Consider the following 26,738-nt stretch of genomic DNA (forward strand, 5'->3'; position numbering starts at 1 on the left):
TTGGAGCGAGTAGGGAAATATGTAAATCTTTATCATGGCAGCTATGCAATTAACAGACTCTTATGGACGAACAATAAAGAGCCTGCGAATTTCCATCACAAACCGCTGCAATCTTAAGTGCATTTATTGCCATCGTGAAGGTGAAACGCGTTATACCAATAATGAAATGAGTGTTGAAACCATAGCTAATATTGTGAAGGCTTCAAAGAGATTCGGGGTTAATAAAGTGAAGTTCTCAGGGGGTGAACCTTTAATGCGGAATGATTTTGAAAATATCCTCAGAGCTCTTCCGGAATTGAAGGATATTTCAGCTACAACCAATGGTACATTTCTTGCGCAAAGAGCAAATGACCTTGCCGGGAGCGGACTTAACAGGATAAACATAAGTCTCCCATCCCTGCAAGCTGAAAAATACAGGAAAATAACGGGTGGCGACGTGAGAATCGTACTTAAAGGAATAGATGCTGCAGTAGACTCCGGCCTGGTACCTGTCAAATTAAATATGGTACTGATGAAAGGATTAAATGATACTGGAATTCCGGAAATGATGGATTTTATTCAAAAGTATGATGGAAAGGTAATCCTGCAGCTAATTGAATTGATGAATTTCCAGAAGACGGCGCAGTATCAGGTAAATATCAATGAAGTAGAAAAATTCCTTGAAAAAAGGGCAACGGATATAGAAGAGCGATCAATGCACAGGAGAAGGAAATACCATATAGATGGTATTGAAGTCGAGCTTGTCCGCCCCATAGACAATTCTCATTTCTGTGCAAATTGTAACAGGCTCAGGGTGACTTCTGATGGAAAGCTGAAGCCCTGTCTTCTAAGAAATGATAATCTTGTGGATGTCAATAACAAAGAACCGGAGAAAATCGCAGAATTAATGGAATTCGCAATGGAAAAAAGAGAACCCTTCTATAAAGAAGGTTAATAATTTGTGAACTTCTTATATTTTTTTGGATTTCTATCTTTCATCTCAAGATAGTTTGCTAATTTTTAGACTCTATCATAAGTTTCTTCATCTGTAAATCAACGTGTGATAAATGCAGAAATCGCAGGAAATGTAACCTTTACAATTTGTATTTAAGAAAAGATTAGACAGAAACCTTACATTTAGTTGCATATTCCGGATATGCATCATGGGCATAATTGACAATTTCAGATGCTCTTTTTTCTTTAAATTCTTCTCTCATTTCAATTAAAACATTTTTAATTGAATCTGGCAACAAACTACACAATTTCTCTGCCTGCTCATTATCTCTAATTATGTATTTTTTGAATACATGCCCCTCTTTACTTTCTCCTATTATATGCTCTAATTTATCAGGCACCAAATCTTTTAACGAAGCTTCAACAACATCCGAGTAAGCTCCGAAATCACTGGGATACCACGAAAAGATACCAGAATCATTAAGACCTGTACGTTCACCAAAAATATGCAATCCTTTGAATAATGGTATTTTATTTAATGAATTACCGTTTAAATGTAATAATACTAAAATCCAATCTTCTGGGGTGAAATCTAATACTTTCTTTAAATCACTTTCTGTCTTTATTCTAATTTTGCTTCTTTTTTTCCATTCCCTAAAGGCAATCAAACCACTTTGATCTTCCCAATCAATCTCATCCCAATCAGATGACATAATTCACGACCACACTATTCTATAATGTTCTAACATCCCTGACCTATATTTTACGCCTTCCGAAATCAATTTTTCTAATATTTCAAGTCCTTTTATGCTGGGTAACATTCCTTCATTAACACATTCTTCAATTATATTAACGTGCGTCATAGTCCTTAATCCTTTCTTCTTGGCAATCGTTTTTGCAGTCTTTTCATCTATCAAAACAAAAGCACTTCCAAGCGATGATTTAGCAATCTCACCTTTTACTATAACACAGGCTTCAGTATAATGATACAATAAGCTCAATAAGGGGAGTCATTCAATCATTTCCTCCGAAAGTCTCAGAGGGGGGAAGATTGTAATGAGGTTGTTCTGTATGGATTTTTTGAATAAAAAAATACTCGAATATTTCTTTTCCTGATATGATATTTGAGATATATTTTAGCCTGTGGAGCACAGGTACAAAAGCCATTGTCGATTTAACAAATTCTCTTGAAAGGGCGGCGCAATATTTTGGAGAGATCCTGTAAGCATCCAGAACAAACTTCTCATCAACTATTCCTGTCAGTCTTGATACAAGCCTTGCAGCTTCTGCCGGGTGTATCCTGATGAAATTACTTGCTTTTTCATGCTGTTCAAGGAACCTCAGGATAACATCAGGATACTGTATTAATTCTTTCCGGATAACGATACCGTAACTCGGATTATCAGGCCAGAGCAAGTGCGGTGGAATAATTAATTTTGCATTACAAGCACGTGCTGCTGCAATAGCGAGTGATGGAGTCCCGATCGCAGCATCGATCTTTCCATCTACCAGCGCCTCAAGAACAAAGTCGGTCCATGGGAAGTTCTCTACCCTGATGCTCAAGTCATTTGCATTTATGATATTATTTATAATGACATCATGAATAGACCCTTTTGGGGGAGAACCTATTACTTTTCCCTCAAATTGTCTCATGACAGTGTTGATATCATCATATTCAGTATAAGTCCTATAATTTTTTCCGGCGATCAATACCGTTCCTTCGACATGTCCCCCTGCAACACAGACGATTGGAATACCGCGATCCATACCAATGATAGCAGGAGGAAGACCAATGTACCCGATATCAATTTCTTTATTTTCAAAAGCTTTAACAATATCAGGTCCCGAAGCAAAAAGTTTCCAGGTCGCATGTATCCCGGACTTCTCCAACCAGCCAGTACCCATGAGAATAAAGGAGGTGTGGTATAAGGTAGAAAGATGCCCGATAATAATTTCTTTTTCTTCAAACATGATGTGTTTTTAATGGGAAACTGCAATTAAAACTTTTCTATCATTCGAGGATTTGGATGTAATTTGGGTATAATATTGGAAAAATACTATTAAAGGATAAACCAATTATCAACCACGTAGAGGATAAATACAAATCATCAAGATTCACATCCTATCCTATCCACAATCTATCCAAGAATTCTTGAAATCCTCTACCTTTTTTCTCATTGCTTGCAAGATTACTTGTGTATTTAACAAATTACAATAACCTTTACATATCATTGCCTGTATATACAGAAAAGTGAAACAACACGCTGTCCTGCCGGAAAAAGTCAAAAGATACGAAGAACTCTTACGTAAAGCGTTGAAAGCTTTTGAGATAGCGGTGCAGGAAAATTCCCATTTGAGTAAAGTTGCCCTGGATTATTCAAATATGGCCAGTTCCTATTACGATGATGGAATGCACTTTATCAAAGATGAGGATATGGTGAATGCACTTGTCTGTTTCAGTTATGGACACGCGTGGCTGGATGCTGGTGTAAAACTCGGTGTCTTTAAAGTAAGTGACGAAAACCTGTTTACAATTTAATAGAGGAATAATAAAATGTCAAATTATATAGTTACACTTGAAGCTGCATGGCTTGTGAAAAGTGTAGAAAGTGTTGAAGATGCAATGAATATTGCTATATCTGAAGTTGGAAAAATGCTCAATCCTGATTTGAACTTCGTGGAAATAGAAGTGGGGACAACCAGCTGTCCGGCGTGCGGCGAAGCTTTCGACAGCGTATTTATGGCAGCAGGTACCGCTCTTGTGGGAATTCTGCTTGAAATGAAAGTGTATGACGCAGAAAATGAGGAGCATGCGGCAAGGATCGCAAAATCAACAATAGGCAAGGCGTTGATAAGCACGCCTCTGGATGTTGTTGATGTCGATGAGTTCGAAGGTGGAAAAGATAGTAAGGAAAAGAAAAAATCCTCAGGGAAACATTAACCAGGATGAAACTTGCAGCTCTTATTTCCGGGGGCAAGGATTCGTCATTTGCAATTTATAAAGCATTGCAGGAAGGTCATGAAGTCACAGATCTTGTAACGATAATACCCGCAAATGAAGATTCGTACATGTTTCATTCTGCAAATATCCACCTCACCGAGCTCATCTCAGAAGCCTGCGGAATTCCCCTCACTTCCAGGATATCGACAGGAGAGAAGGAAAAAGAACTCGAAGACCTCATAAAAGCCCTGAAGTGTGTGAATGTTGATGGTGTTGCTGTGGGGGCTATCGAATCTGAATACCAGGCTTCCCGCGTGAGGCGGATCTGTGTTGAACTTGGAATAAAAATGTATGCACCGTTGTGGCATATGGATCCTGAGAAGCTTCTTCGGGAAATGATCACCTTAATGGATATCAGGATGATAAAAGTAGCAGCAGCAGGGATGGATGAAGCGTGGCTTGGCAGGCGCTTTGATGAGAAGTTGATAGAAGACCTCAAAGCACTTAACAGGAAATACAGGGTTCATATCGCAGGTGAAGGTGGCGAATATGAATCGCTTGTTCTTGATGCGCCTTTTTACAAAAAAAAAATTAATCTTCTTGCGACCCGAAATATCTGGATGAAAGATCACGGGATCATGAAAGTGATAGCAGCAGATCTTGGGGAAAAGTAACCCCACTCCCCCAACCCGCCTTATGCATTCCGCACTAACAGTGCATTATCATGCAATATAATTGATATAGTATCACTAATAAATAGTAGATTACTACAATTGTACTACTGAAGTATTACTTACTGAACACTAATGTGAAAAGGTTTATAATAGATTAACTTAGTGATAATCTGGTGGTACAATGGTTGTTAGAAAAAATATTTCACTGGAAACAATTCATCTTAAGAAACTTGATTCGTTGATCACCAAACACAATGGAAATCTGAGTGCAGCTATAAGGGATGCCATTGATATTACTGAGATTTCGCTTCGGCGCTATGGTTCTGTCGAGGAGGCAATATCAAAAATTGCCTCTGATAAAAAAGAATTAACAGAAAGGGGAGAATCAATAGAATCAGGAAAGAACGTTCTTCTCGGAAGACCTATTTTTCTCTGGATGCTTAAATCCACAAAAGGTATTCCACTTGAAAAAGAAATATTTGAAGAGGTGCTTGACCCCCTGAAAATCATCACGATATCAGACCTGGATAAGAGGATAAATGAAATAAGCTCCGAGTCCGGTTGGAATAGCCGGATATCCATCTTTTGTATGGATTATATTAATCCGACTACTGCAACTGTTACCATAACAGGTGATAATGAATTTTATCGTGATTTTGTAGCCCACATTGTGGTAATGTTCCTTGTTAATAACAAATCCCTGGACATTGATGTTGTTCACAAACGAGCGACGACTATCAGGGTTGACCTGAAGTACCGTGAAAAAGGAACTCAACCTGTTGCAGCAATGAAGTACTTCGGGTATTTGAAAGATGCAGTGAAGGAATTCAAATCCAGAGAAGAATTCTGGAAAAATCTAATGGGAATATATAGTTCTGTGAATTATAATATGGTCTCGCTTTATAAGGGGAATTATGAAGAACTGCTTGCCTGCGATCCACTCACGGATGCAGGCATATTTGAATCAATATCGAAAAAACATATTGCCAATATCCCTCACCAGGATTTTTTGAAACTATTAAAAAAAACTGAAGAATCCATGCTGATAGTGGACAAGATCGAGATACTGGAGAACAGCATAAATATTTATCACAGTTACAAGAACGAAAAAGCGATCAAGAACATCCAGGATTATTATGTATCACTTCTAAAAGCAAACGGGCATGAATATGAAGCGAAATATTCCACGAGCCTTATAGTGCTAAATCATGTCTGCTGTAAGAGTTAGATCATTGAATTATTTAATTATTTTATTGAATTGTTGATCTATATTATTATTGTCTTTCTTTATTAAATTATATTATTATTGTCTTTCTCGCAATATCCCTGCATGTGGCCATGAACCGGGCAGGATTTACTGAAGGGAATGTATCTATCAAACAAATATCCGATCCCTTAACTACCATATCAAGTTTGCGTATATCCCCATGATAAACCAGAACTTCTGATTTCCCTTGTGCTCTTGCTAGCAGCACCGGCTCATCTGCGATCAGTTTATCATAATCTGTGTTCTCAAAATTAATTTTAAGCCCCAGAATACTTGAGTTCACTTTGATATTCAGAATGGTGTTCTTGAGTGCAGGAAGCCAGGCATCGTTGAGGATTACCTTCTTAGCACCTGCAAGAACGCATAAAAGCCCAAGTGTACCAGGTCCGCAAAAACCATCAACCACTACGGCATTTTCCAATTCCCCTTTAAGGTAAAGTTCCTCCATTTTTGTTATTTTTGTGTTATTGAACTCTATGTGGATCAATGACTGGTTCTTATAAATACACAATTCCCCGAACAGTGATGAGACAATATCACATCGCATGTCACATCCAAAAAGCAGTTCATATATATGCGGGGAGCTGTTGGTATCAAGGATACCGATGCTTTGTGATTGCAGACCCTTTCTTTTTATAATTCCTTTAACTTCCGGTACTTTTTCGACTATTTCTCTGGCAATGTCTTCTGTCACAGAATCCATAATAAGAACAAGGTTTTTTTTATTGAGCCTTGGCGGATATGGTATCTGATAGCCAAAAGAGATGAGCGGGGTTCCAACTTCACGAAGGGCTGCATCCCGGGGGAATAATCCTTTTTCCTTCAATATCGAAAGAACATTCCAGATGACAATGTCCAGATGCCTCTTTTTGCAATTAGTACACTGGCCGAAATTTTTATCGATTTTTCCTGATATCGGGGCATTTTTAACCAGCATAGGGTCGGGAGGACACAAGCCGCATGCCATATACATCCCCAATATATCCTCCAGCACTTTCCGGGCAGGAAGAATGCAATCCCCATTGCATGTCGGGCATTTCATAGAATCATTCGGACACAAATTCTTTCGTGATTGATTTCTTTGGGACGCATGACTTTAAGGCTATATACCAGGTATAAGCAAATAATACAAGGGTCATCATCGCAATCGTATCAAGTAATTCAAAAAATACCATTGTGCCAGGTATATTCAATCCTTCAAAAAATTCATGCGCCATGAAAAACGTACTGAATAAGAATATATATATGCAATTTTTTTTAAAAAAAGATTCTTTTACCAGTGATTTCAGGACGAACTCATTTTTTTCCACATCTTTCCACAAAAACCATATTTGAGCTAATAAGAAAATAAAAATTAAATATGAAGAAAACATAAGAAATTCCACATATTTATATAAAGTAAAATCATTCATACATTTAACTTCCTAGGATAAATATTAAATGTGATAAACATTTCGGTCAATTACCCACGATTGAAATCGGGGGCTTGTAACTATGTTCAGTCTCAATTCCAGTATTGGCTTTGACTTCATTATATGCTACTATCCGCTGATTGACTTCAACGGCCCTTGCAGCGATATTGATGGCTGCTATGTGGTCAGCATTGCCAGAGAAGCCACACTGAACACATTTGAAATTATCCCTATTCGGTCTGTTTCCTCTTTCGTTATGATTACATACAGGACAGATATGAGATGTTCCCCTCGGATTAACGAGTACAACAGGCACACCCACAAGGATAGCCTTGTATTCAATGAAACTTCTCAACTGAAAGAATGCCCAGGAATGAATGCGGCTTCTCTGTGTCCTTCTTACCGTTACAGACTTACGAATCCCCTTGAGGTCTTCAAGAGCTATCGCTTGTTTTGTGTCTTTGGCTTTAGCCACAATCTTCCTGGAAATTACATGATTAACGTCACGATGAAATCTACTTTCCCTGCCGGAGAGCTTCTTAAGATGCCTCTTAGATGATTTCGTTCCTGTTTTTTGAAGGTTAGCCTTGAGTACAGCGTTCTTTTCCCTGACAGTATCAATCTGCTTTCCACTGAAAGATTCACCGTCATTATCAGTGGCAAGATTAACTATACCCAAATCAATACCGAGAGTACCAACTGCATCGAATTTAGAAGCTTCAGGAACTTCAACAACAACTGCGAGATAGAATATATCATTACGGAGGATTAGGTCAGCCTGTCCTCTGATCCTATCCAGTCTAACTCGTTGATACTCACCGATGCGAATAGGAATTGTCTGCCTTCCGCTTATCGTCAGGATAGAGACAGCTTCGAGTTTACGCCAAGAAAGTATCCTCTGGTCATAGACAATAGCACCAATTGGTTTAAATTCCGGCTTAATGGTTTTATTTCGTTTATATGCTTCAGATACTTTAGCAATCGCTCTAATGGTCAATTGTGCGGAGAGTTTGAACTTATCTCGAACTTCATAATATATAATTTTCTGAAGCTCCATTTTATTAGCCGTCTTTCTCTCAAAAGCAATATTAGCGATGTAGTTACAAGCTTCGTTAAACTGATGCATTGTTTCAAGAAGAGATGCATGCTGTTCTTTGGATGTATCAAGTTTTATCATAAGCGTTTGTAACATAGTATTGAATATATCGTTCAATGTATATACAGTTTACTATCACTTTAAGGCGGGGTACGCTTCCTCCCCGCAATGAAGTATGGGGCATCCGCTACCCCCTGCACCCCCATTATCGTGAATGCATTCACCAAGATCGGAAATAAACGAATCAATGGTATCCTCAGTAAGATGCGGCATTATTATCAATCTCATGGCTTTTGGGTTTCGCGTTAAAGAAGTAACCCAGCCCCTGGAACGCAATTTTTTCCTGACGTCATCAAGATCAGGTACGTCAAGCGCTACGATGTTCATTGCAGGCTCGATCAGCGGGTCAATTCCCAGGTCACAGGCGCCCTCTACAAGCCTGCCGGTCATTTTCATACATCTTTTCACAATTTCTTTGTATCCTTCTGTTCCAAGATGCGTCATAACGGCATATGCAGCCGCAACTGCTGCCCCGCTTCGTGTGCCAACCAGGGAATGCTGCTTCCTGATCGTCAGGTAGGGCGTGTCGATCTCCAGTGGAAGAAGACAGGCCTCTTCCCTGAACAGGAGACCTCCTGCCGGAATAGTGGACATGCCCATTTTATGGGGATCTGCTGTTATTGATGTAACTCCTTTCACTGAAAAATCAAAATCATATTTTTTATCAAGAAAAGGTATGACATATCCTCCAAAAGCTGCGTCCACATGCAAGAACAGGTTATTTGATAACGCAAGTTTGGCCAGCCTGTCTATCGGATCGATCTGGCCGAATTCTGTTGAGCCTGCAATACCAACAAGAGCAATGGTGTTGCTATCGATAAGGTCTGAAACTGAGTCCATATCCACCTTGAATTCCGTATCAAGCGAAGCTTTTCTTATCTCTATTCCAAGGAGATCCGCTATCTTATCGAAAGAGAAATGGGCTGAAAATGGAACGATCATGTTCGGACGCTTCTTTTTGCTCATGTTCCTGGCAGTCCTCAACGCCTGGATATTGGATTCCGTGCCCCCTGTCGTAATGTAACCGCATGCATTACCATCACCGAGCATGTATCCCATCATCTTTATTACTTTATCTTCAAGTTCCTTTGTCCCCTGGAATAAACCAAAGTCCCCCATATTTGATGCAATGAATTGCATGTGGGCTTTTACAGCTATGGGGTGGGGTTGTGTGCACATGGCACTCATGACCTTATCATAGGAAGTGTCTTTTTGCATAGCGTTTTTAAGCCGGGATAGTACTTCCTTTTCAGAGTGCCCTTTCAGGTTCATGTCCTAAACTCCCGAATACTTGCTTATAAAAGTTTGTTTATTGTATAGGATTAGAGGAGCCAAAAAGGTCTGGATGGAATCCATGATGATGGTTTGTAACTGCTCCTCTATATTTTCAGATATGCCAGATGAGATATAAATAAGCCGACATTTTTAAGGGTTATTTTTCAGTTTCTAAGCTATAACACGGTCTTTTTTAGTTTAAAATAGTTCATAGCATATTGAATAACAATAAAAACCTCAAAAAATGCTTATTCTCATGAACTTTCGATGAACTCGTAGAACTTATCCCAGTCAAGGACTGTGGAAACACATCCTGCCTTCTCAAGAACGATACCAACACCAAAAAGATCGATTTTCTCGCACATTTCAATCCCGGCTTTTATTTCGGTCATACACCCAACCCCCAGTATTGCCTCCGGCTTGTGTTTTCGTACTAGCCGCCTGATAAAACTTGAACCTGGTACAATAAAAACCTTATAACCAAGCATTTCTGCGCTTTTCTTGGCCTGTCCTATCTCGCATGCACCGCAATTTTCGCACTGCATGCCTTCGGGACTGAGCTTGGATGGGCAGGTGATGGCTCTTAAGCATTGTGGAAAAAATATCAGTCGTTTATTGATCGGCGTGTCCCTGAATTTTCGCAGAGATATCTTGTTCTTAAGTGCAATACCCACATCATCTACAATGGAATCATCCATTTTGATAAGCCTGAATAAAGCCTTGACCAGGTTTTCAAGAAGAGTGATAGAGAAAAGCATAAATCCCGGAAAAATAAACTTCTCGGTCTTAAATGAATAAGCAATAAGCAGTGAACCCATAATTGCTATTATCAATAAAAAAGCCGCAAAGTATACTACAGCTTCGCCGATTATTGTGAATAAAGGTTCAATTTCTATTGCCATCAAATTTCAAGAATAGTATTTATTTCTTCAAGGGCTTTCGCATAAACCCCATTTTTCCTTAGATACGCAGCAAGCTTAAGGGGACGGTTGCCGCCCGGGTGGTATGTGATAACTGCTGACGGTGCGCATTGTTTTGTCATACCGATAAGACCGTTCACATCCATGTGGTCGCTGATATTGATAGTAGGAAATTTAATATCCTTTCGTCCTGTCAGTATGAATTTCGTTGCGCAGGTGAGGCCGGAAATTTCACCGGGTGTAGTTATTTTAATACCGCAATTGCTATCAAGATCAACAAGCTGCCCCGCATTTTTCATTAATCCGTCAGTAAGAGCATGAGATACCGGATCCATACCGATCTTTCCCGAATAACCGGATTCACGAATCAGTTTGACTGCACGCTGAGCCTTCCCGAATGCATAAGCGCCAAAAGCAATATCATTGGGCATTTCTTCCAGGGATTCCCTGAATGCACCCAGATCATCTTCGAAATGACATTTCGGGTCATTAGGGTCTCCATAATTTGCTTCAGTGACAAGACAATCGCAGTCTGGCAGGTCTCTTGAGTCTTTGACGTCACCTGTGACCATGATCCTTGTACCCACATCATTTTTCCAGTAAAAAGCACATGAACCTATTGTATGATGTGTAGGATATGTTTTTACTTCAACGCCGGCAATGTCAATACTGTCACCGATCCTGAATGTTCTTCCTGCATATTTTTTCCCGTAAAGGATTTCAAGTGCCTGTGCAGTTTCCTGCGAACAGACAGCATTCTTCGAGAGCATTGCAGACCTGCCATGATGGTCTGAATGTGCATGGGTTATAAGGTATGCATCAGGCTGGTGGAAACGGGAGTTCGTAGTATCCACGGAAAAAGTCAACCGTTTCCCTGCATTGAAAACAAGTGAAATATGGGGTTTGAATCCCTTATCTGTCCTGTGCCTGATCGGCAGCACACCAAGGTCAAATAAAGGTTTCAATCAAACCACGCTATTTTAAGGCTGCGTTTAAATCCGATTCAAGAACATTCGCGCGGGTTACGCCGGTATATCGCTTGAATACGGCTCCATCTTTTTCTATTACCAGTGTAGGGATTGCATGCACTGTGAATTTAGCGGCCAATTCATTATTGTTGTCAACGTCAATTTTCTTGAATTCCACTTTATCCCCGAATTTTTTCTTAAGCTCTTCGATGATCGGATCCTGCATCTTGCAGGGACCGCACCATTCTGCAAAAAAATCCATTAGAACAACTTTACTCATTTGATTTCCTCCTCTTGAAGCAGATGTTGCACGATTTGCATTTTTCCTTAATCGGCGTTTTTTTCTCCGCTTTTTTATCTGACATATTTTTTACCTGCTACGATACCTAATAATACACTTATGATTTAAAATTGTTGCCCATCCAGACTTTATTTTGGCTCCATATCTTCAAGGACTTTTATTATTTCTTCAATATCAAGTAACTGAGTAACTGGATAAATCTTCACGAATACTATCTTTCCGTTCTCATCAATAATAATATTCGCCCGTTCGGAAATTCCCTCTTTCTCGTTGAATACCCCATAGAGAGCAGCAACTTTGCCGTGAGGCCAGAAATCAGAAAGAAGCCTGGTATTTTTTATTCCAAGATTAACTTTTTTTATTAACTTTTGTTATTAACTCTTGTCATTATCATTAGACAGCTTTAAATAGTAAATTTGCATATTATAATCATAATACAGGTGGAAAGATGAGACTGAGTAAAAACAACTTGTTAGTAATAGGAATAATACCAATAATTATTGGTTTGATAATATTTTATAACTTCATAGCAGCTATTAATATTTTACAACCCGGCGGAATGACAACCGCTATGGTCTATTACCAGTTGCTTGGAATTGCAACTGCAATGTTTGTGGGTGCTGTCGTTTACTGGGTAATACTTGTTTATTACATTTATTTGATACAGGAAAATGAAGTTTTCATACAGGATAACTTTACACAGCTGGCAGGAAGCGGAACAGCTCATCTGCAAAATGCCAAAAAGCTGATCTCCCAGGTCCTGCAAGATATAAAATCTACTGAATTAAAACAGCATCAGTAGATTTATTGATTTTTTATTTAATTTATTTTGTTATTTTTAAAATCTATTTCAACACATTACTTGCAGCTTCTACACCAGGCCCCATTTTCTTGACCACATCATTCTTATGGAGAACAATTTCCACTGCCTGTACCGTGCTTAGAATATCCAGCTTGCTGATATTGCCCATGCTCCCTATCCTGAATATTTTGCCTTCAAGAGCGCCCTGGCCGCCTGAAACCTGGATGCCTAATTCCTTTATCCCATTTCGCAGTTTCTTATCATCGATACCTGTGGGTATTTTCATCGCTGTTACGGTATTTGAGTATTTACTATATTTATTCAATTGCGGGAACATTTCGACATTCATGGCATCGGCTGCCGCCCTGAGTGCCTCTGCAAATTTTGCATGCCTCATGATGCGGGCCTCGAGTCCTTCTTCCTTTACGATACGAAGCGCTTCCTGCATTGCAAAAAACAGGGATACTGCAGGAGTATAAGGTGTCTGGGCTGTTTCTTTATTTGCTGATTTTTTATAAGCTTTAAGATCTATATAATAAGGAGGCTTATCAACCATGGATTCCCATGCTTTCTTGCTCACAGATATTGCAGATAATCCCGGAGGTGCGCCTATGCATTTCTGGGAGCCTACGACAGCAATATCCACACCCCATTTATCAACAAGAACTTCATCCCCGCCAATAGTAGTCACGCCGTCCATGATAAATATGGCGCCGTATTTTTTTGCCAGATCGCCTATTTCTTTTGCAGGATTCTTGATGCCAACTGATGTATCATTATGAACAAGAGTTATTGCTTTTGCTCCTTCTGCCAGCGCGCTTTCAACACTGTCAAGTTCAATGGATTCACCTTTTGTCCAGTCAAATTTTACAGCCCTGACTTTGCCGAAGCGTTCTCCGATCTCCCTGAAGCGTTCCCCGAATTTCCCGTTCTCAATTGTTATAAGAGTATCTTTTTCCCCGATATTGTTGCTAACCGCAGCCTCCATGGCACAGCTCCCCGACCCTGTGATTATATACATGTCGTTTTTGGTACCGAAAAGCTCCTGGAGCGTTGTCCGGCATTCACTGTACATGTCACCGAATTCCTTGCCCCGATGCCCGATAATGGGTCTGGACATGGCTCTTAATATCCTTGGTGCAACGGGCACAGGACCCGGTATCATCAATAAGTTATTTTCAAGATTCATATGATATTCTCCTGATTTTTTCCTATACAACTAACTTGCATGTATATCTTTTGCAGTAATATAGGGATTATGAGGTAAAAATGGATCAAAAATGAGAAATAAAAGTGGAATTAATTCAGCATCCAGGTAATTCGGCTCCTGGTTGATCAACAGAGTCATGCTCTCGTTCTGAAGCGCCAGGCAACAAGCAGCGCCGTAAAGACAAAAATCACAGAAGGGAACGGCGTTGCTTTCGCCGGAGCGCCCGTTCCTGTTATTTCCGGCGCGGGAGTCGTGGCGGCGCCGGTGTACTGCTCGTCGAGGATGTAGGGATTGGCGATGGTGAATTGGATAATTTTTTCCTTTTTAGCTTTTGTATCATAAAATTTTATAAAAAGATTAATAGGTGTGTTAGCGTTTTTCCAGGCACCATTTGGAGCTACTGTCCAAATATAGGTTTTTGACCATCCAGAATTAATATTAAGATTATCAATTCTTTTTTCTTCTTCACTTGGTCCATTTAATATTTTAAAGGCTTTTGTAACCCCAGGTTCAGTCAATGCAATTATTACATGGCCATTAATTTTTGAGGTGACTTCAATTTTAACTTCAGAAGGTTCACCAATTTTTAATCTAACGTCTTCGACAGTTTCCATTGTTGCATTTTTTTCATTAAACCACGCTTTAACAATTCCATAATCATTTTCCTCAGCTGCTATTATATGTAAATTAATAATTAAAACAAAAATTGAAAAAAATAATTTATATTTAATATTCATCTTATCACCTTATAACCATCAGTTTCTTCAATTGGATTGATTATATTTTTATCCCCAATACCTAATATTTTTCCAGGAGGTACTACTATGAAAGTCCCTGTCGTAAAATTGAATTTAATCGGAATATTATCTCCTATCGGTAAACCTGTCACTTTGTCAATAATGCCAAAATCTTCTTTTCGAACATATACCTGTGCTTCGTGTCCGAAAATCGGATCAGGATGTACTTCATTATCAATATCCTGCACCTCAAATACTACAAACTCACCTTCCACATTTATAGCCCACGCATTAAACGTGGCAATCCATGGCTCCAAAGAAGGTAAAATGTTAATTCCGGTTTGACCCAGTAGATTAATATTCCTCAACTTCAAAGTATACAATCTCGGATTAGAAGGAAGCGGTTTGAATGCATCCAGATAATTCGGCTCCTGGTTGATCAACAAAGTCACGCTCTCATTCCATGCCTGAAGCTTCCCTGGCTCATAAATATTCCCATTCTCATCCACATGATATGCCCTCATACTAACAGCAAGAGGCAGCTTGAACCCGCGCGACAGGAACTTTGCAGCATCACGGTTTGCCTGCTTCACTTTATCAGGTTCGGAAAAGTTTTTCTTTATCTCATCATCGATTCTTTTACTCCCTTCAGAAAACTTCTCCCGTATCTGATACTTCACCTGGTCAATATACCACTCGCGGATAACAGAAATCACCTTTGCACTTGCGCTATTATACTTGCCTGAAAAATAATTTGACTTATTCACATACCCTGTCTCTCTAATGGAGATCTTCTCGATCAGGTCATCCCGTACCGCATTGATCAGGTCAGAAGGAACAGGATAATTCTCATAATTGATATCAGGGTCAAGATGAATATCACTCCTCATCCGTTCAGTAATATCATCAACAGCATACTGCGCCTCCTCAGAAACCCATGCGGGTTCATCCACTGTAAACGATTTTTTGTCAGTATCACCATTTAAGCCCATGTTCTTCAGGTTCGATATTTTATTAGAATCGAAAAAATCCCTGTATTGCAGGTATGCAGGTTCAAGATTCGGGTCTATGTAATTATGAGTCAATCCGTATGTCAATCCGTATCCGTATGTCACATCCTTTGAAGCATAAGTCCCGAACAGGTCATTTTTCGATGCAAGAGACTTCCCTACAAAATCAAGATTGATATTGGTATTTGAATTCTCAACAGCCTTCAAAGTAATCGCGACCCTATCCATGCGCGAATCAGTAGTGGTCATATAATTATAATGCGGCACCTGCTTCGTACAATCTTTTCCGCACGATTCAGTAACCCAGTACGTGTGCCTCCAGACATGATTTCGCGTCCATGTGAGCTCCCAGGTTTCACCATACAGGTTTCCGGGAATATACGAGTCTTTTGCTATCGTTCCTGTCTGCGTCATGCTGTCAGGTTCGCCCCATTCCTCAATACTGTCACTTTCCTCATATCCGTCATGAGATCCAGGATAATCCGTTGTTTGCCTTGCAACACCAGTTGCAAAAAGTGTACTGTAAACCTGCGGGATGACAGCTCTTATCTTCTTATTCACGATCGAGCCGCCAGGCTTTGAATCATTGTTCAGGTAATCAGTAATAACCGTGGTATTAAAATCATATTTTCCTTTCTGTGATTCTTCCTTTGCCTTATCAGGATCACCAGTTGAATTATACGCATCCTCCTTCGGGTCAACTTTGATAGAATTATTATCAAGCGTCACATCCTCGTATTTCTTTTTCTTTCCCAAAATCGTGTATGCGGTCTCGTTTGCATATTCAACAAGGCTCATAGGATCAATTGAGTTAAAAACAAAACCCTGGTCAAGAAGCAGCGCCCCATTAAGGATCAGGGAAAGGTGCGAGTTGTTAACGATGTTAAGGGGTGTTTCTTTTCCATATTGCATATACCCGCGGCCCCATGTGTATGCCATTGCAAACGCAGTTGTCTCTGTCATCACTGCATTTGTCCCGTTAACTCTTATTTCGTATTCCTCGGTGAGATCATGCAAAAGCGGATATCGCGATGTGATAAGTGTTTCCACGATTGTGTTCTCGCTCAAAAGTTCTGATTTCATATCAAGATCATTAAGATGAATTTTCACAGGTATGGATACTTTCCAGTATGTTTCATAACCATTCTGTCCGGGTTCAAATAGCGGCGGACGTATAGTCCTGTTGAGTTTCGTTCTTATCGGCGTAATGGTTATTTTTTCCCATGAATCAGGATGTTCCACGTTCACCGAGTATCCGCCGTATGTGAAAGTATCGTACATGTAGTTTGATACCATATACTCATCAAATGTTTGATTTGTCATGGCTCGCGCCCGGTTCATATTGAATTTATAAGTGTCACCGTTTGTGCCGTTATAATATTGGCTTGTGTTATCAGGGTTGATAACCGGCGTTTCTCCAAGTTTCTTGAGTGCTTCCATGCCTGCATAGTTTAAAGCACGTTTCAGGTCTGCCTTTGCATATGCCAGCGCCTGGTCAGGCGCTGATATTTCAATATTTGATGACATGGTCTTTGCCATTTTTATATCCATGCGTGTGAGGTTGAGTGAGATGATGGTGGACAGGATCACGAGGAATATGCCGATAACAACGAAGGGAACGCGGGCTGAGTCATCGCGGAGGAAGTGGATATTTTTATAGCACTTATCATTTTTTATGGGCATATAAGGCTGCGAAAAAGAACTGTTTTGTTGATAAGGTTTACTATTAGCATAAATATTGTAGTTATCCACTAGTTAAGATAATTAAGATATGTTAAAATAATAACTGTAAGCTGCCCGTTAAATCCTGAAAAAAGCGGGATCAGGAGATTATCATCCAGCTTATTGGTAATCGTCTCAACGATCGTTGCCGTACCTGCCATCACAAGGACAAGTATCAGGTTTGGCAGGAACAACAATCCGATAATAATATCTACGACAAACTCTGCAGCGCAGCCTTCATATGCCCTGTTTTTCAATCCCTTGATCCATGTCCGTCCGAATACCTTCCCGAAGATAGCTGCAGATGCATCCCCGAATGTGGTCATAAGGATGGCAGCCGAAGCAATCTCTTTAGAAAAAACTGAAATTGCGATTATGCTGCCTATCGTGAAAAATACATGACCTCCAAGCCTGTCTGCTTCTTTTACCCTGAAAAGGCTATGAAATACAGGTATTTTTTTCCCCCATTCTATCCTGAAATACTCAAGTTCAAGGATCACGATCAAATAAACCGTGAGCAAAAGAAGCACTGCTTCCTTGCCGAAAAAATGATAAGTCAGGACTATTATGATAGAGGTCACGTGTACTGCTTTTCTTATCACTTCATGGATAATGTCTTCACGATGCAAATTTTCACTTTCCTTTTTAGCGCAAATTATCTATATCAATGATACCTTGCATATCATCCTTTGCTTTGTCCTCTTTTCTTTGCCCTATGTGAAATAATCGCATTATAAAGATGGCTGCATACGCAATGAAAATTACAAAAAACAAATAGATCACCCTGTCTATCAGGGAAACTATGACGGCAATGGTTATTGGTATTCCAACCATTGAATAGATACCTACCATAATCAATTCTTTTATCCCCAGGCCTCCAGGAATCGGAAGAATAGAGATTAACCAGAGGACCAGGGAAAGGGAAACTATGAGATCTGCAATGGTAATATCATATCCCACACTCTGGAAGATCATATAAGTTTTTAAATAAATGAATGCAAACATAAGAACAGAAAGACCAATATCTATTGAAAGGATTTTTCTGTCTTTCATGATCGATTTGTAGGTTTTTTCGAATTCAGCAATACCTGTTATTAAAAGTTCTTCGAATATTTGATATGAGTCAAACCTTTTCCTGATGAATTTGAATAATGAAAAATAATATGTTCTCTTAAGGATCAAATAGAAGAATGAAACTTGAGCAGACCTGTTTATCTTATGTTTAGAAAGATATGCAAAAAATGCCAGCAGGAAGAATATGAGTGCTATCACTTCTAATAAAATTGATAGCCACCGGGGTATATCCAGGAATAGCAGCACAAAAATTAAAGAAAAGCTCACAGGGATTGAAAACACAAAGCTGTTCGTTGTCTGGTCCATGACAATAGTAGCATACCAGTTAGCATGACGATGATCATTGGTTACATTCTTCAGGAACATCGCTTTTCCGAAACCGCCAAATGTTCTTGCGCGCGCTACATTAGTATTGAGAACATTTTCTCCCATAAGCCCCAGGAAAAGGATTGAAAATTTTACCGGCTTTAGCCTGTCCACAAGGAATTTCCATTTTAAGGCCCATATCAGGAATCCGCACAGTTCAAGCAAAATTGCAAGAATTACCATGTTTGGGTCAATTGATCGAAGAATTATGACAAGCTGTTGATAATCGATTAGCCGGAGTATAATAACTAATGTTAATAACCTGAATATGAAGATTATCTCGCCAGGCTTCATTCTTCCTTAATCCACATTGATAGATATATATATATTTACCTTAATCACAATTGAAATAGAATATCGGAGGGATGAGCTATTCGAAGATACGATGAAGAGAGAAAAACAAAAATGTTTATTTTGATTGCACTGATCGGAGGGCTGATATTAGGATTTGCTTCTGACAGGTTTGTAACAGGTTGGTTGGGATCTTCGCAATTATATATTATTGGAATTACAAACGAGGTTGATGTCGGAAAGTCTACTAATGTCACGTTCATAACTTTTGGCAATGATAAAGTAATAAGTAACGCCAGCGTAAATCTCGATGGGCCTGCATCAGGTGCAGGATTAACCGATAAAAACGGGATGTTGACTTTGACTGTAAATGCCACGTCAGGAGGAAATATCAATGTCACTGCTGGAAAAGCTGGTTATTATAATGCAACGGCAACTATGATTGCCATACCAGGGCTTGTTATCAGCGCCACGCCCACATTACTTACATCAAATACGGCATCTTTTGTGACATTTTCCGCGAGCAGTGTTGGAAAACCTGTTGGAGATGTTCTGGTGAATCTCTCTGGTGCGGGAATTTCACTTGATGGGGTTACAAACAGTAACGGTGAAGTTGTCCTGCAAGTAAATCCTCCTAAAACAGGTGCAATTCTGGCGATCGCAAGAAAATCGAATTATACTGAAGGTTCAACCACTATAACATCCACGAGCCAGCAGGCATTGAGCGTTTCTTCAAGCCACAGTGCAGTAGCAGTAAATGTTCCGATGTATGTCACATTCACAGTTACAGCCGGAGGATCAAGAGTTAATGATGCCCTTGTAAGCTTAAGCGGCACAGCATCCGGAAGCGGGATCACGAACCAGGATGGAAAAGCCATTTTACTTGTGACACCCGGCACAGCAGGCACAATTACTGTATCTGTGAGCAGGACAGGCTATGCAGGAGGCTCTACTACTATCACGTCGACCGGCATACAATCATTGTCCATAAAATCAAATCCTGCAACAGTCACAGCAGGAGTTCCTGAGTTTGTCACTTTCACAGTGACAAGCGGTAGTAATGCTGTTGCCGAATCAACTGTCACACTTACCGGTGCTGTTAGCGGAAGCGGGATCACCAACCAGAACGGCCAGGTCATATTATATGTTAATTCAACAGGGGGTGGAATTACTGCTACTGCAACAAAGAATGGTTTCTCCACTGGAAGTATGAGTCTTGGTGTATCAGGCTCAGGCCAGAAATCTCTTGCTATTATCGCAAGCCCATCCAGTCTAACCAACTGGGTAACAACATATGTTACTTTTATGGTTACAAGCGCAGGTTCTGCGGTAAGCGGGGCAACAGTTGCAGTTTCAGGAGGCGGAATCAGTACTGACGGCATAACAAATTCTGCAGGCCAGGTAACGTTGCAGCTTAATGCGGCAGGACAAGGAACTATCAGCGTGACAGCCCGGAAAACCGGATACGTTGATGGGCTAACAACAATAGACCATTGATTTTTATGCTGGAAAATATCACGCGATTAATGGAAAAAGGAAACCCTGTAAGCATTCTTATTTCCAATGAAAAGGGCACGGAAAGTCCACTTTTATATTGTGAACTCGTGCATAGAGCAAGGTATGGCGAATCTTTTATAATCACGAGCCAGGGATGCAGTGTTTGTGAATATGTTTTTTGCAATGCGGAAAACTCACCGGGAGATTATTATAACAGTACTGGCAGGTACAAGAACCAGAAGGCGACATCAAATGCTGTTTCTTCGTTAAAGAGGTTTGAAATTAATGGCCGCTCAATAAGGATTACTCCTTTTAAAGGAGAGAAATTCGATGTCCTGATCCTTTACCTGAAACCCGTCAGGGCGATGAGGATAATCCAGGCTTATGCATATCTTGAGGGGAAGCAAGTCAAGATCAGTACCGGGGGTATAGCATCAATTTGCAGCGATTGTACTGTAAATCCATTGCGGGGAAAATTGAGTTACTCTCTGGGTTGCAAAGGTTCAAGGAAGCATAGCAAATATGGAGATGATGAGGTGGTTGTAGGAATCCCTTTTGAATTAGCAAAAGATATCGATGAAGCTCTCGGAAAAATCCCTGAGACCCTTTCATGAGTTTCTGAAAAGGCTCATCAAGCTGGCGTTGGTCAATTTTAATGTTTAACCATACGATACATTCCTTTTTCCCAAGAAAAAAATGGTGGGGAGCCACTCTCCCCAGAAAGTCCACGTTGCTATGTGAACTTGAAATTTGCTACATGTGCCGTTCCATCTATAAGTTTCACGTTAAGCTGGCGGGAGGTATTGCTCCAAGCCTTTTCGATCTTCCGGACATAGATGAAATGAATCTCCCTCCCACAAACAAAGATTTTTTAAAAGCTCATCTGAGCTGGTATGTGTGTATTGGTTCAACTGGAAAATATTATAATATTAATTATCTAAGAATATATACACAACCATCCTCTCCCCTTCCCCCGGCACCCCAAAATCCACGCCGGCCTTGAACTTCTCTCCGCACTCGGCGCCATCAAGTTAAAGCCAATTGAAATTCGGGATTTACTTTACAATCTAATCTCGAAAAACTACGATACAATTGATGCAATCCTGGAAGCAGCCCAGAAAGAGGGGCTTCTGCAGCGAACTGAGAAAACATATGTGCTTACCCCAGAGGCATCAGGTCTTGAATTTGAAAAGCCCAGGATCGTGACTATGCTCCTGAAGGAGTGACGCAGCTTATGAACGTGATCTCGCGGGTCAGGGAAGACCTGAACCCAGGCCTGAAAGTAGGCGCTGTTCTTCTGACTATATATGATGAAAGGACAAACCTTACAAAGGCTATCAAAGAAAAGGTACGGGAGGTGTTTGGAAATATCGTTCTGAATACGACCATTCCTCGAAGCGTAAAGCTGGCAGAAGCACCGAGTCATAAGCAGACGATTTTGACTATGCTCCTGATTCAGAGGGGTCAGGGCATACATGGCCCTCTCAAATGAATTGATCCATACTCCAATAATCTAAATAACATCAAGACACTTATCACATTATGCAAGTTCTCGCAGAGTTTGAATTCAATGCCGGAAATGCTGCCAGCATAATCTATGAAGCATTACTTCCGGAACTTGACCAGGATTACCAGCGCACCAGAACATCACTTATGCTCAAGGGTGATACGCTTATTTTAAAAGTTGAAGCAAACGACACAGTTTCGATGAGGGCTGCCTTGAACGGATGGCTGCGGCTCATAAAAATCACATACGAGATGTGTTCTTTGACTTCTGATACACAAGTTATAAATTGAGGATATACAATACTACACCAGATTTACAGGTGAATTAAATGAGTTCAGAATTACCCCCACAAATTCAAAACCAGCTTGCACAGTTGCAGCAGATACAGCAGCAGGCTCAAGCCCTGGCAGCCCAGAAGAACCAGGTCGAGATCAACTTAAAAGAAACAGAATTGGCTCTGGCAGAAATTGAAAAACTTGATGACAGCTCTGTAGTTTACAGGGCTATTGGAGATTTGCTCATTAAGACCGAACGTGAAAAAACGAAAAATGTCCTGGTTGAGAAAAAAGATATGCTTGGCCTGCGTGCAGAGACTATTACACGACAGGAAGAACGCATCCAGAAAAGATTCCAGCAATTACAGGAGCAGCTCAAACAGGCGATCGGCACTCCGGCCGCCAAGTAATTATGGAGTTAGACGAATCTGAATTCTATAACCAGCTGCTGGACTACAACAACATTCTTTATTTATGTCACAGGAATGCGGACCCTGATGCCCTTGGAAGCGCATTTGCGCTAAAAGAAGCAATCGGGGGAACGATTGGAGTTGTGGACGGATGCGACAGGGTTGCGTCCCAGATTGCCGGCCAGTTGAATATAGAATATGTACTTTCGCCAAAGGGAGATTATGACTTTGTGGTCGTTGTGGATACGTCCACACCTGCCCAGCTGAATGGGTTTCCATTAAAGTCTTATGCTGTTATTGACCATCATTCGACCTCCTCACTGTCTGAAAATTCGGCTTTTCATCTTCACCGCAATAAAAGTTCAACCGCCGAGATCGTTCTTGAAGTCTTAAAAAAAATGGGCGCACCCATTATGCGGCGAACTGCTTTTGCCCTGCTATCAGGAATAATCACGGATACAGGCAACTTCAGGCATGCATCATCGGATTCATTCAGAGCTGTAGCTGAACTTATGGATATCAGCGGTATAGAATACAATGAAGTTATTGATCTTTTATCTTCAGTTCCGCAGGATGTCTCAATGAGAATTGCCTTTTTAAAAGCAGCCCAGCGCTCGGTCATAGAACGTGTGGATGACTGGATAATCGTTTCATCGCATGTGAATTCTTTCGGGGGCGCAGCAGCCTCAAGCCTTGTCTCAATAGGCGCAGACGTTGCATTTGTTGGCGCAAAAAGGGATGATGTTGTAAAGGTGAGCGGCAGGGCAAGAAGGGAGATACAGAATGCAGGCATAAACCTGGCAAAACTGATGGAAGATATTAGCGCCAAATTCAATGGTACCGGAGGCGGTCATGAAGGCGCAGCAGGAATGGATGCATCAGGGGATGTAGAAACTATCCTTGCTGCCTGTGTCGGGTATGCCAGAAATTCAATTACAAAACGACTATAAGTCAACCATTTGGAATTATTATTCTCACATTGCTCATCAATATTTTTATGCTCTCGATATTTCTGCATTTTCAGGATCAAGTCCGACCCATTTAACTTTGTAACCGAGAATATCAAGCATCTGCTGGCTTTTTATTCCGTATTTCTCGAAAATAATAATGGCTTCACTATGTTTTTTGATGCTATCCAGTTCGCTCTGAATTGTTTTAATAGTTTGATTATCTACAAGCTGGTCTCCGATGAGTGAATGCCCGTTGATCTTCTGCCGTATCACAGTCTTTAAGGCATCCAGGCCGACACCATATTTTCTTGCGATTTCATCAAGATCAATAACACTCCCCTGCAAAATAATTTCGATGTTTTTAAGCTTTTCAACTTCTTCAGCGAGTTGTTTCTCCTCATATCGTCTCAAGATTTCCAGTATCTCAAGATATGGTATTTTCTTATCATAAAAAATCAGGTTATCAACTTTGAATTCCGGGCCTGAGCAAGCAAGATCATTATTCACCAGGAGTATCAAGTTTTCCTTTTCTGTCAGCAGATTTATCTTTTGGATTTTATTCTTGAGATATTCAGGTGTCCAGAAGCCAATGATTTCAACGTATATCCTGGTACCGTTTCTCTCAAGTGAAAAATCAGGAATAAAGGCATACTGACCTGCTTTCATCAATGCCGGTTCTCTCTTACATGACCATCCGTTGAAGTTCAGTAAAGAGAACTCTTTTTCAATGGCACTATCAAAAGTCTCGATATTAGGGTATGCTTCTATATTGAAAATCTGTCTGGTATTATCCAGGGTAAAATCATAAATCTTTTTTCCCTGCATTGTTTTTTTCATGATACTTGCTTTCAAATTCCATTTGCTGCACTTCATGATAGTCGGCAGCAACTTTGCCAGAGCTGTACCATACTTTTCAGTCATTTTGAATATGCTAACAGGACCATCGATGATTATTTTTCCATCCTGGATAAGGTACATTAATCCAAGCCGTTTAATCTTCCAGAAGATATCCTGGTAATTTCCTTCTATCTGAATTTCCATACCCCATGCTTTAAAAAGAAGCGTTTGCGTCAGGGATAGATTATATTGCCTGAGCAGGTTTTCAGGTGTTGTGGTCTTGAATTCTTTTATTACGAGATTCTCTTCCATATCCGCCCACAAAATCTTTTCAAAGGCATCAGTCTCAATAGACAATCTTCTGGCAATCCTTTCAATAATCTCTTTTCGTTCCTTAATATCACTAACTGCGCCATTGCATTCCTCAAAAACAGTTCTTCTTGCAGTGACTGGTTCTATGAGCGAATCCATCTCGATGATGCATCTTCTCTCAAGAATTTGAGTTAGTCCACGGATCAAGCGGTAATCTATCTCCTCAAAATCTTCGATTTCTTCAACGAGTTCCCCATATGTTTTCCCGATATGTTCCTGGAACAGGTTAATAACCGAGCTTGAAATTTCCAGGTTCTTCCGGTCAAGCGTAGCGTAAACAGGCTCTATTTTTCCGTTGTAGATCTTTGTAACAAGAAGGTCACTGGTTAGCATTTTTCTTACCTTATAGCTTTATTTCTCCTTCTTGCCGTGTTAATTTCACTTGTTTCACCGGATACAATTTCATAAAGGATAGCTTCCTTTCCTTCTTTCTTTCTGAGTATCCTTCCCAGCCGCTGTATGAAAGCTCTTTCACTGCCTGTTCCACTCAAGACAACGCCAACATCGGCTTCGGGAACATCTATTCCCTCGTCAAGAACTCTCGATGTAACAACCGCTCTATATATTCCTGATCTGAACCTGTCCAGAATATAGCTCCTTTCCCTGGTCGCGGTTCTGTATGTAATGGCTGGTATTAGAAATCTCTTTGATATCATGTGAACCAGTTTGTTATGTTCGGTGAAAACGAATAATCTCCCCTCTTTATGTTTTTTCAGGATTTCTGAGAATTTTTCTATCTTCGAGACACTGTTCAGGGCGATGTCTCTTGCCTTATTTCTTGCAAGAAGTGCCTTCCTTGCGTCAGGATCTCTTCCGCTTCTGATTACAATCTTCTGAAAATCCAATGGAGTCCTGATTGTGATATTATTTTTCCTCAGGTAGTCCGTAAAGGTTCCATGATTTAGATCATACTCTTTTTGTTCTTCTGCTGTCAGTTCAACAACAATCTTCTGGATCTTGAAAGGTGATAGGTACTCTCCTGCAAGCTCTCTTATCTTCGTCTCAAATACCTTCCCACCCATTAGCCTGTTAAGCTCTCTATGAGATCCGTCTTCTCTTTCATAGGTAGCAGTCAGACCCATCCTGAACGGTGAAGCAAACATCTCAGCAATTTGTTTAAAGCTCTCGGCTGGAAGGTGATGGACTTCATCAAAGATTATAAGACCAAACTTATTGCCAAGTTTTTCTGCATGTATATAAGCAGAGTCATAGGTTGAAACTGTTAAGGCTTTGATATCATGCTCCCCGCCACCAAGCATTCCCACTTCGATTTTAAACTCTTCCTTCAATTTGGTACGCCACTGGTCAAGTAAGTCAAGGGTCGGAACTATCACTATTGTTGGAGTGTTCAGCAAGCATATAGCCTTCATACCAATAATAGTTTTACCGCTTCCTGTTGGTAATGTGAGCACTCCTCGCTGGCCATTTAGGATCCATGCATCAAGAGCCTGTTTTTGATAATCCCTCAAAATAATGTTGCTATGAAGATCAGGACATGGTAAGAGGTCCAGGACATTATCCGTAAATTCGATGCCTGAATTTTTCAGGTAATCAATAATATCTTTATAGTGCAAAGCCATTGCTTTGAATGTTCCGGAACGCTCATCCCATGTTGAGTTTGGGATTCGCATATTCCCACTGATCGCGATTGTTCCCCGATTAAAAGTAAGTTGCATGATTTAATAGAAATCGTAATTATGTGTTAATAAACGTTGGCAGGGGATGTAAAACTAATTGAAATGTTCATTATTCGGGAAATATACCCTGGTCGTCGAAAAAGGTGTGTTTTTCACCGACATGCACAATAAGTTAAATCCCTCTCCCCCTTCCC

The 26,738-nt window shown here is 40.3% G+C and carries 31 protein-coding genes; 13 read left to right on the forward strand and 18 right to left on the reverse strand.

Annotated features, from left to right (window positions below; all coding sequences use genetic code 11):
• Nucleotides 1-34 precede the first annotated feature (34 nt).
• Nucleotides 35-934, forward strand: coding sequence for a GTP 3',8-cyclase MoaA (gene moaA / locus CL181_RS05880; RefSeq protein WP_255251443.1), 900 nt, complete (start codon nt 35-37; stop codon nt 932-934).
• A gap of 163 nt (nt 935-1,097) precedes the next feature.
• Here the strand turns inward: moaA and CL181_RS05885 are convergent, their stop codons facing one another.
• Genes CL181_RS05885 through CL181_RS05895 form a run of 3 tightly spaced genes read right to left on the reverse strand, consistent with a single transcriptional unit; the run spans nt 1,098 to nt 2,904 of the window.
• Complete coding sequence (locus CL181_RS05885) at nt 1,098-1,646, reverse strand: hypothetical protein (protein ID WP_097298367.1); 549 nt, start codon at nt 1,644-1,646, stop codon at nt 1,098-1,100.
• Between the two features lie 3 nt (nt 1,647-1,649).
• A complete protein-coding gene (locus CL181_RS05890; protein ID WP_217993100.1) occupies nt 1,650-1,934 on the reverse strand; it encodes a hypothetical protein in 285 nt (94 codons plus the stop codon).
• Nucleotides 1,935-1,947: 13 nt separating this feature from the next.
• Nucleotides 1,948-2,904, reverse strand: coding sequence for an ABC transporter substrate-binding protein (locus CL181_RS05895; protein WP_097298370.1), 957 nt, complete (start codon nt 2,902-2,904; stop codon nt 1,948-1,950).
• Between the two features lie 280 nt (nt 2,905-3,184).
• Here CL181_RS05895 and CL181_RS05900 point away from each other — a divergent pair, with 280 nt between their 5' ends.
• The 4 genes from CL181_RS05900 (at nt 3,185) to CL181_RS05915 (ending at nt 5,776) form a co-directional block, all read left to right on the forward strand.
• Entirely contained in the window at nt 3,185-3,472 is a 288-nt protein-coding gene (locus CL181_RS05900; protein WP_097298372.1) for a DUF357 domain-containing protein, read from the forward strand.
• A 15-nt stretch (nt 3,473-3,487) separates the two neighbouring features.
• Entirely contained in the window at nt 3,488-3,874 is a 387-nt protein-coding gene (locus CL181_RS05905) for a DUF555 domain-containing protein (RefSeq protein ID WP_097298374.1), read from the forward strand.
• A gap of 5 nt (nt 3,875-3,879) precedes the next feature.
• Nucleotides 3,880-4,548, forward strand: coding sequence for a diphthine--ammonia ligase (locus CL181_RS05910; RefSeq protein WP_097298375.1), 669 nt, complete (start codon nt 3,880-3,882; stop codon nt 4,546-4,548).
• 181 nt (nt 4,549-4,729) lie between these two features.
• Nucleotides 4,730-5,776: a hypothetical protein gene (locus tag CL181_RS05915; RefSeq protein WP_097298377.1), complete on the forward strand. Its 1,047-nt coding sequence runs from the start codon at nt 4,730-4,732 to the stop codon at nt 5,774-5,776.
• Nucleotides 5,777-5,843: 67 nt separating this feature from the next.
• On the opposite strand, the gene CL181_RS05920 is transcribed toward CL181_RS05915, so the two are convergent.
• The 8 genes from CL181_RS05920 to CL181_RS05955 form a co-directional block, all read right to left on the reverse strand.
• The gene (locus CL181_RS05920; protein WP_097298379.1) at nt 5,844-6,857 is read right to left on the reverse strand and encodes a hypothetical protein; all 1,014 of its coding nucleotides are present in this window, start codon (nt 6,855-6,857) and stop codon (nt 5,844-5,846) included.
• 4 nt (nt 6,858-6,861) lie between these two features.
• Nucleotides 6,862-7,032 carry a hypothetical protein gene (locus CL181_RS20180; RefSeq protein WP_176505088.1) on the reverse strand — a complete coding sequence of 57 codons (171 nt, stop codon included), beginning with the start codon at nt 7,030-7,032 and terminating at the stop codon, nt 6,862-6,864.
• A 241-nt stretch (nt 7,033-7,273) separates the two neighbouring features.
• On the reverse strand, nt 7,274-8,419 hold the full coding sequence (locus CL181_RS05930) for an RNA-guided endonuclease TnpB family protein (protein WP_097298383.1): 1,146 nt from the start codon (nt 8,417-8,419) through the stop codon (nt 7,274-7,276).
• 39 nt (nt 8,420-8,458) lie between these two features.
• Nucleotides 8,459-9,655, reverse strand: a complete 1,197-nt coding sequence (gene mfnA, locus CL181_RS05935; RefSeq protein ID WP_096205822.1) for a tyrosine decarboxylase MfnA — start codon at nt 9,653-9,655, stop codon at nt 8,459-8,461.
• Between the two features lie 257 nt (nt 9,656-9,912).
• Nucleotides 9,913-10,560, reverse strand: a complete 648-nt coding sequence (locus CL181_RS05940) for a DUF116 domain-containing protein (RefSeq protein WP_096205824.1) — start codon at nt 10,558-10,560, stop codon at nt 9,913-9,915.
• Nucleotides 10,560-11,543, reverse strand: a complete 984-nt coding sequence (locus CL181_RS05945; RefSeq protein ID WP_096205826.1) for an MBL fold metallo-hydrolase — start codon at nt 11,541-11,543, stop codon at nt 10,560-10,562. Before CL181_RS05945 ends, CL181_RS05940 begins: the two co-directional genes overlap by 1 nt.
• Nucleotides 11,544-11,553: 10 nt before the next feature.
• Entirely contained in the window at nt 11,554-11,826 is a 273-nt protein-coding gene (gene trxA / locus CL181_RS05950) for a thioredoxin (RefSeq protein ID WP_096205828.1), read from the reverse strand.
• 149 nt (nt 11,827-11,975) lie between these two features.
• Complete coding sequence (locus tag CL181_RS05955) at nt 11,976-12,209, reverse strand: redoxin domain-containing protein (protein ID WP_097298401.1); 234 nt, start codon at nt 12,207-12,209, stop codon at nt 11,976-11,978.
• Between the two features lie 86 nt (nt 12,210-12,295).
• Here CL181_RS05955 and CL181_RS05960 point away from each other — a divergent pair, with 86 nt between their 5' ends.
• Nucleotides 12,296-12,649 (forward strand): hypothetical protein, encoded by a 354-nt coding sequence (locus CL181_RS05960; protein WP_097298385.1) that lies wholly within the window; start codon nt 12,296-12,298, stop codon nt 12,647-12,649.
• A gap of 43 nt (nt 12,650-12,692) precedes the next feature.
• Here CL181_RS05960 and CL181_RS05965 read toward each other — a convergent pair whose 3' ends face one another.
• The 5 genes from CL181_RS05965 to CL181_RS05985 all read right to left on the reverse strand — a co-directional run bounded on the left by CL181_RS05965 (nt 12,693) and on the right by CL181_RS05985 (nt 19,062).
• Nucleotides 12,693-13,838, reverse strand: a complete 1,146-nt coding sequence (locus CL181_RS05965; RefSeq protein ID WP_097298387.1) for an alanine--glyoxylate aminotransferase family protein — start codon at nt 13,836-13,838, stop codon at nt 12,693-12,695.
• A gap of 155 nt (nt 13,839-13,993) precedes the next feature.
• Complete coding sequence (locus CL181_RS05970) at nt 13,994-14,596, reverse strand: sarcinarray family MAST domain-containing protein (RefSeq protein WP_097298389.1); 603 nt, start codon at nt 14,594-14,596, stop codon at nt 13,994-13,996.
• On the reverse strand, nt 14,593-17,289 hold the full coding sequence (locus CL181_RS05975; protein WP_097298391.1) for a hypothetical protein: 2,697 nt from the start codon (nt 17,287-17,289) through the stop codon (nt 14,593-14,595). Before CL181_RS05975 ends, CL181_RS05970 begins: the two co-directional genes overlap by 4 nt.
• A gap of 68 nt (nt 17,290-17,357) precedes the next feature.
• Nucleotides 17,358-17,957: a diacylglycerol/polyprenol kinase family protein gene (locus CL181_RS05980; RefSeq protein WP_096205691.1), complete on the reverse strand. Its 600-nt coding sequence runs from the start codon at nt 17,955-17,957 to the stop codon at nt 17,358-17,360.
• A gap of 16 nt (nt 17,958-17,973) precedes the next feature.
• Complete coding sequence (locus tag CL181_RS05985; protein WP_096205690.1) at nt 17,974-19,062, reverse strand: flippase-like domain-containing protein; 1,089 nt, start codon at nt 19,060-19,062, stop codon at nt 17,974-17,976.
• Nucleotides 19,063-19,173: 111 nt separating this feature from the next.
• Between CL181_RS05985 and CL181_RS05990 the strand changes: the two genes are divergently transcribed.
• The 7 genes from CL181_RS05990 to CL181_RS06015 all read left to right on the forward strand — a co-directional run bounded on the left by CL181_RS05990 (nt 19,174) and on the right by CL181_RS06015 (nt 23,698).
• A complete protein-coding gene (locus CL181_RS05990; RefSeq protein WP_096205688.1) occupies nt 19,174-20,556 on the forward strand; it encodes a hypothetical protein in 1,383 nt (460 codons plus the stop codon).
• Nucleotides 20,557-20,585: 29 nt separating this feature from the next.
• Nucleotides 20,586-21,170 carry a DUF169 domain-containing protein gene (locus tag CL181_RS05995; protein ID WP_255251445.1) on the forward strand — a complete coding sequence of 195 codons (585 nt, stop codon included), beginning with the start codon at nt 20,586-20,588 and terminating at the stop codon, nt 21,168-21,170.
• Nucleotides 21,171-21,542: 372 nt separating this feature from the next.
• Nucleotides 21,543-21,782, forward strand: coding sequence for a DUF5830 family protein (locus CL181_RS21475; protein WP_369332914.1), 240 nt, complete (start codon nt 21,543-21,545; stop codon nt 21,780-21,782).
• A complete protein-coding gene (locus tag CL181_RS06000; protein ID WP_096205686.1) occupies nt 21,779-22,048 on the forward strand; it encodes a ParA family protein in 270 nt (89 codons plus the stop codon). Before CL181_RS21475 ends, CL181_RS06000 begins: the two co-directional genes overlap by 4 nt.
• 50 nt (nt 22,049-22,098) lie before the next feature.
• Nucleotides 22,099-22,353 carry a KEOPS complex subunit Pcc1 gene (locus CL181_RS06005; protein ID WP_096205684.1) on the forward strand — a complete coding sequence of 85 codons (255 nt, stop codon included), beginning with the start codon at nt 22,099-22,101 and terminating at the stop codon, nt 22,351-22,353.
• A 38-nt stretch (nt 22,354-22,391) separates the two neighbouring features.
• On the forward strand, nt 22,392-22,748 hold the full coding sequence (locus tag CL181_RS06010; protein ID WP_096205682.1) for a prefoldin subunit beta: 357 nt from the start codon (nt 22,392-22,394) through the stop codon (nt 22,746-22,748).
• Nucleotides 22,749-22,750: 2 nt separating this feature from the next.
• Nucleotides 22,751-23,698 (forward strand): bifunctional oligoribonuclease/PAP phosphatase NrnA, encoded by a 948-nt coding sequence (locus CL181_RS06015; protein ID WP_096205679.1) that lies wholly within the window; start codon nt 22,751-22,753, stop codon nt 23,696-23,698.
• A 45-nt stretch (nt 23,699-23,743) separates the two neighbouring features.
• Here CL181_RS06015 and CL181_RS06020 read toward each other — a convergent pair whose 3' ends face one another.
• Both CL181_RS06020 and CL181_RS06025 read right to left on the reverse strand, forming a co-directional pair.
• Nucleotides 23,744-25,240, reverse strand: a complete 1,497-nt coding sequence (locus CL181_RS06020; RefSeq protein WP_097298395.1) for a DUF790 family protein — start codon at nt 25,238-25,240, stop codon at nt 23,744-23,746.
• A gap of 5 nt (nt 25,241-25,245) precedes the next feature.
• Nucleotides 25,246-26,583, reverse strand: coding sequence for a DEAD/DEAH box helicase (locus CL181_RS06025; protein ID WP_096205673.1), 1,338 nt, complete (start codon nt 26,581-26,583; stop codon nt 25,246-25,248).
• Nucleotides 26,584-26,738: the final 155 nt, after the last annotated feature.

It is taken from the genome of Candidatus Methanoperedens sp. BLZ2 (assembly GCF_002487355.1).
In the GTDB taxonomy this organism is placed as follows: domain Archaea; phylum Halobacteriota; class Methanosarcinia; order Methanosarcinales; family Methanoperedenaceae; genus Methanoperedens.

Coding starts and splice junctions, on each gene's coding strand:
- moaA (WP_255251443.1), top strand. CDS start 35: ATGGCAGCTATGCAATTAACAGACTCTTATGGACGAACAATAAAGAGC.
- CL181_RS05885 (WP_097298367.1), bottom strand. CDS start 1,646: ATGTCATCTGATTGGGATGAGATTGATTGGGAAGATCAAAGTGGTTTG.
- CL181_RS05895 (WP_097298370.1), bottom strand. CDS start 2,904: ATGTTTGAAGAAAAAGAAATTATTATCGGGCATCTTTCTACCTTATAC.
- CL181_RS05905 (WP_097298374.1), top strand. CDS start 3,488: ATGTCAAATTATATAGTTACACTTGAAGCTGCATGGCTTGTGAAAAGT.
- CL181_RS05910 (WP_097298375.1), top strand. CDS start 3,880: ATGAAACTTGCAGCTCTTATTTCCGGGGGCAAGGATTCGTCATTTGCA.
- CL181_RS05915 (WP_097298377.1), top strand. CDS start 4,730: ATGGTTGTTAGAAAAAATATTTCACTGGAAACAATTCATCTTAAGAAA.
- CL181_RS05920 (WP_097298379.1), bottom strand. CDS start 6,857: ATGAAATGCCCGACATGCAATGGGGATTGCATTCTTCCTGCCCGGAAA.
- CL181_RS20180 (WP_176505088.1), bottom strand. CDS start 7,032: ATGGCGCATGAATTTTTTGAAGGATTGAATATACCTGGCACAATGGTA.
- CL181_RS05930 (WP_097298383.1), bottom strand. CDS start 8,419: ATGTTACAAACGCTTATGATAAAACTTGATACATCCAAAGAACAGCAT.
- mfnA (WP_096205822.1), bottom strand. CDS start 9,655: ATGAACCTGAAAGGGCACTCTGAAAAGGAAGTACTATCCCGGCTTAAA.
- CL181_RS05940 (WP_096205824.1), bottom strand. CDS start 10,560: ATGGCAATAGAAATTGAACCTTTATTCACAATAATCGGCGAAGCTGTA.
- trxA (WP_096205828.1), bottom strand. CDS start 11,826: ATGAGTAAAGTTGTTCTAATGGATTTTTTTGCAGAATGGTGCGGTCCC.
- CL181_RS05960 (WP_097298385.1), top strand. CDS start 12,296: ATGAGACTGAGTAAAAACAACTTGTTAGTAATAGGAATAATACCAATA.
- CL181_RS05965 (WP_097298387.1), bottom strand. CDS start 13,838: ATGAATCTTGAAAATAACTTATTGATGATACCGGGTCCTGTGCCCGTT.
- CL181_RS05970 (WP_097298389.1), bottom strand. CDS start 14,596: ATGAATATTAAATATAAATTATTTTTTTCAATTTTTGTTTTAATTATT.
- CL181_RS05975 (WP_097298391.1), bottom strand. CDS start 17,289: ATGCCCATAAAAAATGATAAGTGCTATAAAAATATCCACTTCCTCCGC.
- CL181_RS05985 (WP_096205690.1), bottom strand. CDS start 19,062: ATGAAGCCTGGCGAGATAATCTTCATATTCAGGTTATTAACATTAGTT.
- CL181_RS05990 (WP_096205688.1), top strand. CDS start 19,174: ATGTTTATTTTGATTGCACTGATCGGAGGGCTGATATTAGGATTTGCT.
- CL181_RS05995 (WP_255251445.1), top strand. CDS start 20,586: ATGGAAAAAGGAAACCCTGTAAGCATTCTTATTTCCAATGAAAAGGGC.
- CL181_RS06005 (WP_096205684.1), top strand. CDS start 22,099: ATGCAAGTTCTCGCAGAGTTTGAATTCAATGCCGGAAATGCTGCCAGC.
- CL181_RS06010 (WP_096205682.1), top strand. CDS start 22,392: ATGAGTTCAGAATTACCCCCACAAATTCAAAACCAGCTTGCACAGTTG.
- CL181_RS06015 (WP_096205679.1), top strand. CDS start 22,751: ATGGAGTTAGACGAATCTGAATTCTATAACCAGCTGCTGGACTACAAC.
- CL181_RS06020 (WP_097298395.1), bottom strand. CDS start 25,240: ATGCTAACCAGTGACCTTCTTGTTACAAAGATCTACAACGGAAAAATA.
- CL181_RS06025 (WP_096205673.1), bottom strand. CDS start 26,583: ATGCAACTTACTTTTAATCGGGGAACAATCGCGATCAGTGGGAATATG.